The organism is Streptomyces sp. NPDC007872 (assembly GCF_042868165.1).
Taxonomy (GTDB): domain Bacteria; phylum Actinomycetota; class Actinomycetes; order Streptomycetales; family Streptomycetaceae; genus Streptomyces.
The window spans coordinates 1,072,001-1,085,619 of the sequence record NZ_JBIAEA010000002.1; the positions used below are offsets into that span (position 1 = coordinate 1,072,001).

A 13,619-nucleotide genomic window follows, 5' to 3' on the forward strand; every position below is an offset into this window, starting at 1 on the left:
CCATGAGGGGGGAGGACGCGGTGCGGCTGAGGCCGCCGAGGAACGCCGTGGACGGGCGGGCCGTCACCTGGTGGCGGACGCAGCTCCTGGTGGCCACCGCCGTACCGGTGGCCGTCCTGGCCGTCCTCGGCGCGCTCATCGGGCCCGCCAGGACCTGGCTGCTGGTCGCGGCCGGGGCCGTGGCGGCCACGGGCCTGGCCTGCACCGCGCTCCTCCCCGCCTGGTGGTTCCGGGTGCACCGCTGGGAAGCCACCGACGAGGCCGTCTACGTGCGCACCGGGGCGCTCTGGCAGGAGTGGCGGATCGCCCCGATGTCCCGGATCCAGACCGTCGACACCTCGCGCGGCCCTCTGGAGCAGTACTTCCGGCTCGCCACCGTCACCGTGACCACGGCCTCCTCCGAGGGCGCGGTCCGGATCGAGGGCCTCGACCACGAACTGGCCGCCGGCCTCGCGGAACGGCTGACCGCCGTCACCCAGGCCACGCCGGGGGACGCGACGTGAACGAGCCGACGCCCGGGGAGGAGCGGCGGCAGCTCGACGGGCCGGAGGCGGAGGGGGAGCGGCGGCTCGACGCACCGGAGGGGGAGCGGCACCTCGACGGGCCGGAGGCCGACGCGCCCGAGGGGGAACGGCATCCCGACGCGCCCGAGGCAGAGTGGCGGCGGCTCGACCCGCGTACCCTCCTCGCCACCGCCGCCCTCCTGTGCGGAGTGGCCGGCGGCGCCGGGCTCCCCGTCGCCCTCGGCCTCGCCGGCTCCCGGCCGCTCTGGCAGGCCGTCGCCTGGGTCCTCGCCGGAGCCCTCCTCCTGGTCCTCGGCGGCACCGGCGCCGACCGGGTGCGCCTGCTCCGCACCCGCTACCGCGTCGGCCCCGAGCGCGTCGACCTCCACACCGGCCTGCTCCACCTCAAGCGCCGCTCCCTGGCCCGCGAGCGCATCCGCAGCGTGGACCTCACCGCCAACCCCCTCCAGCGCGTCCTCGGCCTGGTCGAGGTCCGCATCGGAACCGGCGAGCACAGCGGCGGCGACGCGGCCCTCGCACTCGAACTGGTCGCCCGCGCCGAGGGCGAACGGCTCCGCCGCGAGCTCCTCACCCGCGCCGCCGCGCCCGAGGACCCCCGCCACGACGGCGCCCTCGCCACCCTCGACCTCCGCTGGATCCGCTACGCCCCCGTCTCCTTCGTCGCCCCCGCCCTCGGCGGCGCCGCCGCCGGAGCGGTCATGCAGGTCAGCGAGTGGTTCGGCGCCCAGGGCGAGGTCATCGACTGGATAGGGGAGCGCTTCAGCTCCGTCGCGATCCCCTGGACGATCCTCTGGCTGCTCCTCGTCGCCCTCGCCGTCGGGGCCGTCGGCGCCCTCGGCCTGTGGGTCGAGATGTGGTGGAACTACCGCCTGGAGCGCGAGCCCGGCGGCACCCTGCGCGTCACCCGGGGCCTGCTCACCGCCCGCTCGGTCTCCATCGAGGAGCGGCGGCTGCGCGGGATCGAGCTCGTCGAACCGCTCGGCGTGCGCCTCTTCGGGGCGGCCCGCGTCGACGCCGTCGCCACCGGCCTCGCCGAGAAGGACGAGGACAAGCACGGCGACCTCAAGAACCTGACACCGGCCGTCCCCCGCCCGCTGGCCGACCGGGTCGCCGCCCGGGTCCTGCGCGAGCCCGGACCGCCCACCGGGGCGCCGCTCGCCGCCCACCCCCGGGCCGCCCGGAACCGGCGGATCCGCTGGGCCCTGTGGAGCGTCCTGACGCCCGCCGCGCTCCTCGCCCTGCTCGGCCTCCTGCTCACCCCGGCCCTGCTGTACGGAGCGGCCGGCTGGACCGCCGTCCTCACTCCGCTCGCCCTGCTCCTCGCCCGCGACGCCCACCGGAACCTCGGGCACGGCGTCAGCGGGGCGTACCTGGTCACCCGTTCGGGTACGGTCCGGCGGACCACGGTCGCCCTCCAGCGCTCCGGCGTCATCGGCTGGACCGTCAAGCAGTCGTACGTCCAGCGCCGCGCCGGCCTCGTCACCCTGACCGCCACGACGGCGGCCGGATCGGGCGCGTACGAGATCCTCGACGCGGGCCGGAGCCAGGGCCTGGCCTTCGCCGCCGAGGCCGTACCGGGGCTCCTCACGCCCTTCCTGGAGCCCGCGAAGGAGACGGAAACGCCGGAGGCCCGGTCCACCGAGGGGTGAACCGGGCCTCCGGAGCCGTACCGACCGGCGGGGATCAGGCCGTGGCCGGCGGGTACAGGCTCCGCGGCAGCTCCGAGGCCGCCGCCGCGTCGAGCAGCCACAGCGTGCGCGAGCGCCCGCGGGCACCGGCCGCCGGGGCCTGCACCTCGCCCGCGCCCGACAGCGCGATCGCCGCCGCCTTCGCCTTGTCCTCACCGGCCGCGAGCAGCCAGACCTCCCGCGCCGCCCGGATCGCCGGGAGCGTCAGCGAGATCCGGACCGGCGGAGGCTTCGGCGCGCCGCGCACCCCGACCACCGTCCGCTCGCTCTCGCGCACGGCGGGCAGCTCGGGGAAGAGCGAGGCCACGTGCGTGTCCGGGCCGACGCCCAGCATCAGCACGTCGAACGCCGGTACGCCACCGTGGTCGCCGGGGCCGGCCGCGGCGGCCAGCTCCTCCGCGTAGGCAGCGGCGGCGGCCTCGACGTCGTCGCCGTACGGCCCGTCGGAGGCCGGCATGGCGTGCACCCGCGCGGGGTCCAGCGGCACCCGGTCGAGCAGCGCCTCGCGGGCCTGGGTGACGTTCCGCTCGGGGTCCCCGTCGGGCAGGTACCGCTCGTCGCCCCACCACAGGTCGAGCCGCGACCAGTCGACCGCGTCCCGCGCGGGCGCCGCACCGAGGGCCGCGAGCAGCCCGTTGCCGTTGCGCCCGCCGGTCAGCACCACCGAGGCGGAGCCCCGGGAGGCCTGGGCGTCCACGATCCGGGTGATCAGCCGGGCCGCGGCGGCCTGCGCCATCAGCTCCTTGTCACGGTGGACGACCAACTGGGGGGCGCTCACTTGGCCGCCGCCTTCCTGGCCGGGGCCTTCTTCGCCGCGGACTTGGCGGCGGGCTTCTCCTCGGAGGGGGCGGTCTCCGGCGCGGTCTCCGCCACGGCGACCCCGACCTCCTCCTCCGGCTCGGGCGCCGTGACCGCCGCCCGCTCGTCGAGCCGCCCGACGCCGAACTTCAGCGCCGCCGCGTAGGTGTCGTCCGGGTCGAGCCGGCGCAGCTCCTCCGCGATCAGCTCGGCCGTGTCGCGGCGCTTGAGCGCCACCCCCCGGTCCGGCTGGCCCTCGATGGAGAGCGTGGCGAGCGACCCGTCCGGCCGGTCGAGCACGATCGGCCCGCAGTCGGTCTCCAGGCGTACGGAGGTGAGGCCGGGCCCCGCCGACTTCGAGCGCCGCACCGGCACCTTCAGCCGGTCCGCCACCCACATCGCGAGCAGTTCCACGCTCGGGTTGAACTCCTCGCCCTCCACCTCGGCGGCGGAGACCTCGCAGACGACCTGGTCGAGCGCGGCGGCCAGCATCGAACGCCACGGGGTGATCCGGGTCCACGAGAGGTCCGTGTCGCCCGGGGTGTACGTCTCCGCCCGCGCCGTCAGCTCCTCGATGGGCTGCTCGGCGGCGTACGTGTCGGTCACCCGGCGCTGGGCGAGCGCGCCCAGCGGGTCCTTCGCCGGGTCGGTCGGGGCGTCCACCGGCCACCAGACGACGACCGGGGCGTCGGGGAGCAGCAGCGGCAGCACCACCGACTGGGCGTGGTCGACGACCTCGCCGTACAGCCGGAGCACCACCGTTTCGCCGGCGCTGGCGTCGGCGCCGAGGCGGACCTCGGCGTCGAGCCGTGCCTTGGCACGGTCCCGCGGCGAGCGCGAGACCCTCTTGATGACGACGAGGGTCCGCGAGGGGTGCTCGCGGGACGCCTCGTTGGCCGCCTTCAGCGCGTCGTAGGCGTTCTCCTCGTCGGTGACGATGACGAGGGTGAGCACCATGCCGACGGCCGGTGCGCCGATCGCCCGCCGCCCGAGCACCAGCGCCTTGTTGATCTTGGAGGACGTGGTGTCCGTCAGGTCGGTCTTCATGGCCGGCGCCAGCTCCTGCCGTCTCGTGCGAGCATCTCGTCCGCCTCGACCGGACCCCAGGTCCCGGACTGGTACTGCGCGGGCTTGCCGTGCTCGTCCCAGAACCTCTCGATCGGGTCGAGGATCTTCCAGGACAGCTCGACCTCCTCCACGCGCGGGAAGAGGTTCGAGTCGCCGAGCAGGACGTCGAGGATGAGCCGCTCGTACGCCTCCGGGCTGGACTCCGTGAAGGACTCGCCGTACGCGAAGTCCATCGACACGTCCCGGATCTCCATCTGGGTGCCGGGCACCTTGGAGCCGAACCGCACCGTCACGCCCTCGTCCGGCTGGACCCGGATGACGATGGCGTTGCGGCCGAGCTCCTCGGTCGCGGTGTGGTCGAAGGGGGAGTGCGGGGCGCGCTGGAAGACGACCGCGATCTCGGTGACGCGGCGGCCCAGGCGCTTGCCGGTGCGCAGGTAGAAGGGGACGCCCGCCCAGCGGCGGTTGTCGATCTCCAGCTTCACGGCCGCGTAGGTGTCGGTCTTCGACTGCGGGTCGATGCCGTCTTCCTGGAGGTAGCCGACGGCCTTCTCGCCGCCCTGCCACCCGGCCGCGTACTGGCCGCGGACCGTGGACGCGCCCAGGTCCCTGGGCAGCTTCACCGCGCCGAGGACCTTGGTCTTCTCGGCGGCCAGCGCGTCGGCGTCGAAGGAGGCGGGCTCCTCCATCGCGGTCAGCGCGAGCAGTTGGAGCAGGTGGTTCTGGATGACGTCTCGGGCGGCGCCGATGCCGTCGTAGTAGCCGGCGCGGCCGCCGATGCCGATGTCCTCGGCCATGGTGATCTGCACGTGGTCGACGTACGACCGGTTCCAGATCGGCTCGAAGAGGGTGTTGGCGAAGCGGAGCGCCAGGATGTTCTGGACGGTCTCCTTGCCGAGGTAGTGGTCGATCCGGAAGACCTCGTGCGGCGGGAAGACCTCGTGGACGACCTCGTTGAGCTCCTTGGCGGAGGCCAGGTCGTGCCCGAAGGGCTTCTCGATGACCGCGCGGCGCCAGGAGCCGTCCTTCTGGTCGGCGAGCCCGTGCTTCTTGAGCTGCTGGACGACCTTGGGGAAGAACTTGGGCGGGACCGACAGGTAGAAGGCGAAGTTGCCGCCGGTGCCCTGGGCCTTGTCCAGCTCCTCGACGGTGGTCTTGAGCTGCTCGAAGGCCTCGTCGTCGTCGAAGTCGCCCTGGACGAACCGCATGCCCTGGATGAGCTGCTGCCAGACCTCCTCGCGGAAGGGGGTGCGCGAGTGCTGCTTGACGGCCTCGTAGACCTCCTGCGCGAAGTCCTCGTCCTGCCATTCGCGCCGGGCGAAGCCGACGAGCGAGAAGCCCGGCGGCAGCAGGCCGCGGTTGGCCAGGTCGTAGACGGCGGGCATCAGCTTCTTTCGGGACAAATCGCCCGTAACGCCGAAGATCACCAGACCCGACGGCCCCGCGATGCGCGGGAGCCGTCGGTCTGCGGCGTCACGGAGCGGATTGCCTCCGTGGACTGCGCTCAAGGTGATTACGCCTCCGAAGGTGCGAGGCGCTTCAGCTCCGCCTCGGTGGACTTGAGCAGGTCGTTCCAGGACGCCTCGAACTTCTGGACGCCCTCGTCCTCCAGGAGCTGGACGACCTCGTCGTAGCCGATGCCCAGCTTCGCGACGGCCTCCAGGACCGCGCGGGAGTCGTCGTACGTGCCCCGGATGGTGTCGCCGGTGACCTCGCCGTGGTCGGCGGTGGCCTCCAGGGTGGCCTCGGGCATGGTGTTGACCGTGCCGGGGGCGACCAGGTCCACGACGTACAGGGTGTCCTTGTACGCCGGGTCCTTGACGCCGGTCGAGGCCCACAGGGGGCGCTGCTTGTTGGCGTGCGCCTTGTCGAGGGCCTCCCAGCGCTCGCCGGAGAAGACCTCCTCGTACGCCTCGTAGGCCAGACGGGCGTTGGCCAGGGCGGCCTTGCCCTTGAGCGCCTCGGCCTCGTCGGTGCCGATGCCGTCCAGGCGCTTGTCGATCTCCGTGTCCACGCGGGAGACGAAGAAGGAGGCCACCGAGTGGATCTTCGCGAGGTCCAGGCCGCGCTCGCGGGCCTTCTCCAGGCCCGCCAGGTAGGCGTCCATGACCAGGCGGTAGCGCTCCAGCGAGAAGATCAGTGTCACGTTGACGCTGATGCCGAGGCCGATGACCTCGGTGATCGCCGGCAGACCCGCCTCGGTGGCCGGGATCTTGATCAGTGCGTTGGGCCGGTCCACCAGCCACGCGAGCTGCTTGGCCTCGGCGACCGTGGCCTTGGTGTCGTGCGCGAGGCGGGGGTCGACCTCGATGGAGACCCGGCCGTCCTGGCCGTCGGTCGCGTCGAAGACCGGGCGCAGGATGTCGGCGGCGTCGCGGACGTCCGCCGTCGTGATCATCCGGATCGCCTCTTCGACGGTCACCCGGCGGGCCGCGAGGTCGGAGACCTGCTGGTCGTAGCCGTGGCCCTCGGAGATCGCCTTCTGGAAGATCGACGGGTTGGTGGTGACACCGACCACGTGGCTCTGGTCGATGAGCTCCGCCAGGTTGCCGGAGGTGATCCGCTGGCGCGAGAGGTCGTCCAGCCAGATCGCGACGCCTTCGTCGGAGAGGCGCTTGAGTGCGTCTGTCATGAGAGTTGCATCTCCAATAAGTCGTACGTATGGGCGTCAGCGCGCGGCGGCGTCGATCGATTCCCGCGCGGCGGCGACGATCGCCTCGGGCGTGAAGCCGAACTCGCGGAAGAGGACCTTCGCGTCCGCCGAGGCGCCGAAGTGCTCCAGGGAGACGATCCGGCCGGCGTCGCCGACGTACTTGTGCCAGGTCAGGCCGATGCCGGCCTCGACCGCGACCCGGGCGCGGACCGACGGCGGCAGGACGGACTCCTTGTACGCCCGGTCCTGCTCCTCGAACCACTCCACCGACGGCATCGACACCACGCGGGTGGGGGTGCCGGCGGCCTGGAGCTGCTCGCGGGCCTCGACGGCCAGGTGCACCTCGGAGCCGGTCGCGATCAGCACGACCTCGGGCTCCGTGCCCTGCCCGGAGGGCCCTTCGGCGTCGAACAGCACGTAGCCGCCCTTGACCGTGTCCTCGTTCGGCGCGTACGTCGGCACGCCCTGGCGGGTGAGCGCCAGACCGTGCGGGGCGCCCTTGCCGAAGACCTTGGTGTGGCGCTCCATGATCTCGCGCCAGGCCAGGGCCGTCTCGTTGGCGTCGGCCGGGCGGACCAGGTTCAGACCCGGGATCGCGCGCAGCGAGGCCAGGTGCTCCACCGGCTGGTGGGTGGGGCCGTCCTCGCCCAGACCGATCGAGTCGTGGGTCCAGACGTAGGTCACCGGCAGGTGCATCAGGGCCGACAGGCGCACCGCGTTGCGCATGTAGTCGGAGAACACCAGGAAGGTGCCGCCGTAGATCCGCGTGTTGCCGTGCAGCGCGATGCCGTTCATCTCGGCGGCCATCGAGTGCTCGCGGATGCCGAAGTGGATCGTGCGGCCGTACTTGTCGGCCTCCGGCAGCGGGTTGCCCTCGGGCAGGAACGACGAGTCCTTGTCGATCGTCGTGTTGTTCGAGCCGGCGAGGTCGGCCGAGCCGCCCCACAGCTCGGGGATGACCGAACCGAGCGCCTTGAGGACCTGGCCCGAGGCGGCACGGGTGGCCACGCCCTTGCCCGGCTCGAAGACCGGAAGCTTCTCGGCCCAGCCCGCGGGCAGCTCGTTGGCCTGGACGCGGTCGAACTCGGCCGCGCGCTCCGGGTTGGCCGTACGCCACTCCGCGAGCTGCTTCTCCCACTCCACGCGCGCCTCGCGGCCCCGCTCGCCGAGCGCGCGGGTGTGCGCGATGACCTCGTCGGAGACCTCGAAGGTCTTCTCCGGGTCGAAGCCCAGGACGCGCTTGGTGGCCGCGACCTCCTCGTCGCCCAGCGCCGAGCCGTGGGCGGCCTCGGTGTTCTGCGCGTTCGGGGCGGGCCAGGCGATGATCGAGCGCATCGCGATGAACGACGGGCGCTCGGTCTCGGCCTCGGCCGCGCGGATCGCCGCGTAGAGCCCGGCCGGGTCCAGGTCGCCGTTCTCCTGCGGCTCGACGCGCTGCACGTGCCAGCCGTACGCCTCGTACCGCTTGATCGTGTCCTCGGACACGGCCGTCTCGGTGTCGCCCTCGATCGAGATGTGGTTGTCGTCCCACAGCAGGGTCAGGTTGCCGAGCTTCTGGTGGCCGGCCATCGAGGACGCCTCGGCGGAGATGCCCTCCTGGAGGCAGCCGTCACCGGCGATCGCGTAGATGTGGTGGTCGAACGGCGAGGTGCCGGCCGGCGCCTCCGGGTCGAACAGGCCGCGCTCGAAGCGGGCGGCCATCGCCATGCCCACGGCGTTGGCGACGCCCTGGCCCAGCGGGCCCGTGGTCGTCTCGACGGCGGCGGTGTGGCCGTACTCCGGGTGGCCGGGGGTCCTCGAACCCCAGGTGCGGAAGGCCTTCAGGTCGTCCAGTTCGAGACCGAAGCCACCCAGGTAGAGCTGGGTGTAGAGGGTCAGGGACGAGTGGCCGGCGGAGAGCACGAACCGGTCGCGCCCGACCCACTGGGGGTCGGCCGGGTCGTGGCGCATCACCTTCTGGAAGAGGGTGTACGCGACGGGCGCCAGGCTCATCGCCGTACCGGGATGGCCGTTGCCGACCTTCTGTACGGCGTCCGCGGCCAGGACGCGGGCGGTGTCTACGGCCCGCTGGTCCAATTCGGTCCACTCGAGGTCTGTGGTGGTCGGCTTAGTGCTCACCCTGGGTCAGGGCTCCTCTCCACATGTTCTGAAGCCGGTGACTGAGGGTGTACCGGCGGTGTCGAGCCTACCCCCGCCGGACGGCCCTCTTTTCGTGCTCATGCCCCTCAAATGAGCGCACATGGCAAGACTGCCGGTGGCCGTGCGACTTCGCCTCCCGAGCGCGGTCCACCCCTGGGGGCGTACCCCTTCAACACGACCCCACCCCCGCGAAGATCGGCGTCTGGGCAACGTCTAGAGTGGCGTGGTACGCGCAAGCTCCACCCCGTTCTCATCCGGGGAGCTTGCTGGGATTTCTCTGTCAGGGGTGTGCGTGACGGCCGTCGAGTCCCGACCCGCAGGGGTCGTCTTGACTCCCAGCCCGGGGGGCCATCGGCCGTTCGGGGCCCGCGTCAAGGCATTCGTGGCGCTGACCAAGCCGCGGATCATCGAGCTGCTGCTCATCACGACCGTCCCGGTGATGTTCCTCGCCGAGCAGGGCGTGCCGAACCTCTGGCTGGTGCTCGCCACCTGCTTCGGCGGCTACCTGTCGGCGGGCGGCGCGAACGCGCTCAACATGTACATCGACCGCGACATCGACGCCCTGATGGACCGCACGTCCCAGCGTCCGCTGGTCACCGGCATGGTCTCGCCGCGCGAGGGCCTGGTCTTCGGCCTCACCCTCGCGGTGGTCTCCACGCTCTGGTTCGGCCTGCTCGTCAACTGGCTCTCCGCCTGGCTCTCGCTCGGCGCGCTCCTCTTCTACGTGGTCGTCTACACGATGATCCTCAAGCGGCGGACCGCGCAGAACATCGTCTGGGGCGGCATCGCCGGCTGCATGCCCGTGCTCATCGGCTGGTCCTCGGTCACGAACTCGATGTCCTGGGCCGCGGTCGTCCTCTTCATGGTCATCTTCTTCTGGACGCCGCCGCACTACTGGCCGCTGTCGATGAAGGTCAAGGAGGACTACGCGCGCGTGGGCGTCCCCATGCTCCCGGTGATCGCCTCCAACAAGGTCGTCGCCAAGCAGATCGTGGCCTATAGCTGGGTCATGGTCGCCGTCTCGCTGCTGCTCACCCCGCTGGGCTACACGGGCTGGTTCTACACCGCCGTGGCGCTGCTCACCGGCGGCTGGTGGCTCTGGGAGGCGCACGGGCTGCTCAACCGGGCCAAGGACGGCGCGACGGGCGCCAAGCTCAAGGAGATGCGCCTCTTCCACTGGTCCATCACCTACGTCTCGCTGCTCTTCGTGGCGGTCGCGGTGGACCCCTTCCTCCGCTGACCCCCGTCAGAACCGCTCGGCCGACGGCCGGGCCGCGTGGGAAACGCCACGCGGCCCGGCCGTCGCCGTTCGATCTACCCGTCGGTAGCATCCTTGCCATGGCAGACACGACGGCAGACACGACGGCAGGCACGAAGAAGGACGAGCGCAGGGTCGCCCGGCTCACCAAGCAGATCCAGGCCTTCTCCAAGGAGCACGGCGGCTCCGAGGGCCACCTGGAGCACATCGGCCAGGCGGGCACCCGGATCGTCCTCGTCGGCGCGGACGGCCTCTGGGGCGACCTCGTCGCCCCGACGTACGCGGTCGCCGAGCAGGCGGCCGAGAAGGCCGGCCTGACGCTCCACGAGGAGTTCGACGGCGAGTTCGCCGCGAAGGTCGTCACCGGTCCGTACGAGTGGAGCCGGATGGCGGGCATCCAGATCGGCGGCCCCTCCGACCGCTGAGGCGGCGGACGCGCCCGTACGCGCCCGTACAAAAGGGCCCACCGGCTCGCGGGAACCGGTGGGCCCTTCTGTGTGCGCGGAAGGCGTACGGGGACGTACGAGGGCGGGCGGGGCCGTCAGGCCGTCGCGAGCTCCGGATCGGCCTGGGCCGGGATCGCCGGCGTGCTCAGCGGGCGCTCGCGCATGCTCAGGGCGAGCCGCAGGACCGCGATCCACATCAGCGAGGAGCCGAGCATGTGGGCGGCGACCAGGAGCTCGGGGACCCCGGTGAAGTACTGGACGTAGCCGATCCCGCCCTGCGCGAGCAGCACGATCAGCAGGTCGCGGGCGCGGGCCCGGGTGTCGTCCGGGGCGTCCACCGCGCGCAGGACCAGCCACATCGCGACCGCGAGGGCGCAGACGATCCAGGCGGCGATCGCGTGCGCGTGCGCGGCGTTCGTCCAGTCCCAGGGCATGCGCGGGACGTCGCTGCTGTCGCCGGCGTGCTTGCCGGAGCCGGTCACGGTGGTGCCGAGCGCGATCAGCAGGCCCGAGGCGACCGTGATCGCCCAGGACAGCCGGCGGACCGGGCGCGGCACGCGCGGGCGGGGGGCGGTGTCGCCCTCGCCGGTCCGGTGCCAGGTGACGACGGCGACCGTGAGCAGCGCGTTCGCGGCGAGGAAGTGGCCGGCGACCGTCCACGGGTTGAGGCCCATCCACACCGTGATGCCGCCGAGGACGGCGTTGCTCATCACGATCCAGAACTGGACCCAGGCGAGCCGGGTGAGGCCGCGCCGGCGCGGCTTGACCGAGCGCACGGCGATGATGGCCCAGCCGACGGCCGCCGACAGGACGTACGTCAGCATCCGGTTGCCGAACTCGATGGCGCCGTGGAGGCCCTGCTCGGGCGTGGCGAAGAGGCTGTCGTCCGTGCACTTGGGCCAGGTGTCGCAGCCGAGACCGGAGCCGGTCAGCCGGACCGCGCCGCCCGTGACGATGATGAGCACGCTCATCACGACGGCGGAGAGCGCGGCGCGCCGGAGCGTCCCGGGGGACGGGGTCCAGCGCCGGGCGATGAGGGCGAGGGGGGTCAGCACGGGCCCTATCGTAGGACGGCGCTTGTGCGCGCTTTCACGAGGGGGGCGTATGTGGCCGAACGGAACCTTACGGTTACTCCCCGGGGAGGGTCACTCCCAGCGGAAGAACCTCGCCGCCGCCCCGAGGCCCAGGACCGCCCACACCGCGAGGACCAGCGCGTCGCCCCACGGCATCGCCGCCCCGCCCTGGAGGACGTCCCGCAGGCCGTCCGAGAGGGCCGCGATCGGCAGCAGGGCGAGCACGTCGCCCGCCGCGCCGAACTTCTCCAGGGGCACGATCACCCCGCCGCCCACCAGGAGCAGCAGGAAGACCAGGTTGGCGGCGGCCAGGGTGGCCTCGGCCCGCAGCGTCCCGGCCATCAGCAGGCCGAGGCCGGAGAAGGCGGCCGTGCCGAGGACCAGGAGCAGCAGCACCGGGAGCGGGTTCCCGTGCGGGGACCAGCCGAGCGCGAGCGCGATCGCGGTCAGGAGCGCGACCTGGAGGACCTCGGTGACCAGGACGGCGAGCGTCTTGGCGGTCATCAGGGCGCGGCGGGGGAGCGGCGAGGCCCCCAGGCGCTTGAGCACCCCGTACCGGCGTTCGAAGCCGGTCGCGATGGCCTGGCCGGTGAAGGCGGTGGACATCACGGCGAGCGCGAGGACGCCGGGGGCGAGGAAGTCGACGGGCTTCCCGGCCCCGGTGTCGACGACGTCGACGGTGGAGAACAGCACCAGGAGCAGCGAGGGGATGATCACCGTCAGGAGCAACTGCTCGCCGTTGCGCAGCAGCATCCTGGTCTCCAGGGCGGTCTGCGCGGCGATCATCCGCCCGACGGGGGCGGCGCCGGGCCGGGGGGAGTAGGTCCCGGTGGACTTCGGGAGAGGGGCTTCCGTGCTCATGACCTCAGCTCCTTGCCCGTGAGCTCCAGGAATACGTCTTCGAGGGTGTGGCGCTCGACCGCGATGCCGTCCGGCATGACGCCGTGCTGGGCGCACCAACTGGTGACCGTCGCGAGGAGCTGCGGGTCGACGCCGCCGGTGATCCGGTACGTGCCGGGGAGCGTCTCCGCCGCGGCCGTGCCGTCCGGGAGCGCCTTGAGCAGGGAGCCCAGGTCGAGCCCGGGGCGGCCGGTGAAGCGCAGGGTGTTCTCGGCGCCGCCGCGGCACAGCTCCTCGGGGCTGCCCTGGGCGGCGATCCGGCCGGCGTCGACGATGGCGACGTCGTCGGCCAGCTCCTCGGCCTCCTGCATGAAGTGCGTGGTGAGGACGGTGGTCACCCCGTCGGCGCGCAGCTCGCGGACCAGGTCCCAGGTGGCGCGCCGTGCCTGCGGGTCGAGGCCGGCGGTGGGCTCGTCGAGGAAGACCAGCTCGGGGCGCCCGACGACGGCCATGGCGAGCGCGAGGCGCTGCTGCTGGCCGCCGGAGAGGCGCCGGTAGCTCGTACGGCCGCAGGAGCCGAGGCCGAGCCGCTCGATCAGGGCGTCCACGTCCAGCGGGTGGGCGTGCAGCTTCGCCATGTGGCGGAGCATCTCGTCGGCGCGGGCGCCGGAGTAGACGCCGCCGGACTGGAGCATGACGCCGATCCGGGGGCGCAGGGCGGCCGCGTCGGCGACCGGGTCCAGGCCGAGGACCCGGACGGTGCCGCCGTCGGGCCTGCGGTAGCCCTCGCAGGTCTCGATCGTGGTGGTCTTGCCGGCCCCGTTGGGACCGAGGACGGCGGTGACGGTGCCGGACCGTACGTCGAGGTCGAGGCCGTCGACGGCGGTCTTGTCTCCGTACCGCTTGACCAGGCCGCGGACCTGGACGACCGACTCGGCCGTGGGCTTCCCGTGCATGCCGGGAAGTCTAGAGAGCGCCCCCGGGTCCCCCGGGCGCGGGGCCCGAAGAGTGGTCGAATTCATCCCACGAATGATCGTTTCCGCAGGTCAGGTAAGGCTTACCTGAGTGACGCACGGCACCGTCCGCGCGGCGGGTGCCGCTTGTCACTCCCCGATTAATTACGCAACAATGG

At 72.5% G+C, this 13,619-nt stretch carries 12 protein-coding genes; 4 read left to right on the plus strand and 8 right to left on the minus strand.

Going from position 1 to position 13,619, the window contains the following annotated elements:
* Positions 1–2 precede the first annotated feature (2 nt).
* Together ACFYNX_RS09940 and ACFYNX_RS09945 are read left to right on the plus strand one after the other, a co-directional pair.
* On the plus strand, positions 3–503 hold the full coding sequence (locus ACFYNX_RS09940; RefSeq protein ID WP_365540823.1) for a PH domain-containing protein: 501 nt from the start codon (positions 3–5) through the stop codon (positions 501–503).
* Positions 500–2,173, plus strand: a complete 1,674-nt coding sequence (locus tag ACFYNX_RS09945; RefSeq protein ID WP_388659515.1) for a PH domain-containing protein — start codon at positions 500–502, stop codon at positions 2,171–2,173. Before ACFYNX_RS09940 ends, ACFYNX_RS09945 begins: the two co-directional genes overlap by 4 nt.
* A 34-nt stretch (positions 2,174–2,207) precedes the next feature.
* Here the strand turns inward: ACFYNX_RS09945 and pgl are convergent, their stop codons facing one another.
* From pgl to tkt, 5 genes are read right to left on the minus strand one after another with little or no spacing between them, the layout of a single operon-like run.
* Positions 2,208–2,990, minus strand: a complete 783-nt coding sequence (pgl, locus tag ACFYNX_RS09950) for a 6-phosphogluconolactonase (protein WP_125656323.1) — start codon at positions 2,988–2,990, stop codon at positions 2,208–2,210.
* Positions 2,987–4,057 carry a glucose-6-phosphate dehydrogenase assembly protein OpcA gene (gene opcA / locus ACFYNX_RS09955; RefSeq protein ID WP_388659518.1) on the minus strand — a complete coding sequence of 357 codons (1,071 nt, stop codon included), beginning with the start codon at positions 4,055–4,057 and terminating at the stop codon, positions 2,987–2,989. Before opcA ends, pgl begins: the two co-directional genes overlap by 4 nt.
* Positions 4,054–5,586: a glucose-6-phosphate dehydrogenase gene (gene zwf, locus ACFYNX_RS09960; protein ID WP_365540816.1), complete on the minus strand. Its 1,533-nt coding sequence runs from the start codon at positions 5,584–5,586 to the stop codon at positions 4,054–4,056. Before zwf ends, opcA begins: the two co-directional genes overlap by 4 nt.
* 5 nt (positions 5,587–5,591) lie before the next feature.
* Entirely contained in the window at positions 5,592–6,710 is a 1,119-nt protein-coding gene (gene tal / locus ACFYNX_RS09965) for a transaldolase (protein WP_388659521.1), read from the minus strand.
* 36 nt (positions 6,711–6,746) lie between these two features.
* Positions 6,747–8,849: a transketolase gene (gene tkt / locus ACFYNX_RS09970; RefSeq protein WP_388659524.1), complete on the minus strand. Its 2,103-nt coding sequence runs from the start codon at positions 8,847–8,849 to the stop codon at positions 6,747–6,749.
* 313 nt (positions 8,850–9,162) lie between these two features.
* On the opposite strand from tkt, the gene ACFYNX_RS09975 reads away from it, so the two are divergent.
* Together ACFYNX_RS09975 and ACFYNX_RS09980 are read left to right on the plus strand one after the other, a co-directional pair.
* Complete coding sequence (locus ACFYNX_RS09975) at positions 9,163–10,110, plus strand: heme o synthase (RefSeq protein ID WP_388659527.1); 948 nt, start codon at positions 9,163–9,165, stop codon at positions 10,108–10,110.
* A 98-nt stretch (positions 10,111–10,208) separates the two neighbouring features.
* Positions 10,209–10,553: a hypothetical protein gene (locus ACFYNX_RS09980; RefSeq protein ID WP_388659530.1), complete on the plus strand. Its 345-nt coding sequence runs from the start codon at positions 10,209–10,211 to the stop codon at positions 10,551–10,553.
* 116 nt (positions 10,554–10,669) lie between these two features.
* Here ACFYNX_RS09980 and ACFYNX_RS09985 read toward each other — a convergent pair whose 3' ends face one another.
* The 3 genes from ACFYNX_RS09985 to ACFYNX_RS09995 form a co-directional block, all read right to left on the minus strand.
* Complete coding sequence (locus ACFYNX_RS09985; protein WP_388659799.1) at positions 10,670–11,638, minus strand: heme A synthase; 969 nt, start codon at positions 11,636–11,638, stop codon at positions 10,670–10,672.
* A gap of 81 nt (positions 11,639–11,719) precedes the next feature.
* Positions 11,720–12,508, minus strand: coding sequence for an ABC transporter permease (locus tag ACFYNX_RS09990; protein WP_365540809.1), 789 nt, complete (start codon positions 12,506–12,508; stop codon positions 11,720–11,722).
* A complete protein-coding gene (locus ACFYNX_RS09995; RefSeq protein ID WP_388659533.1) occupies positions 12,505–13,443 on the minus strand; it encodes an ABC transporter ATP-binding protein in 939 nt (312 codons plus the stop codon). Before ACFYNX_RS09995 ends, ACFYNX_RS09990 begins: the two co-directional genes overlap by 4 nt.
* Positions 13,444–13,619: the final 176 nt, after the last annotated feature.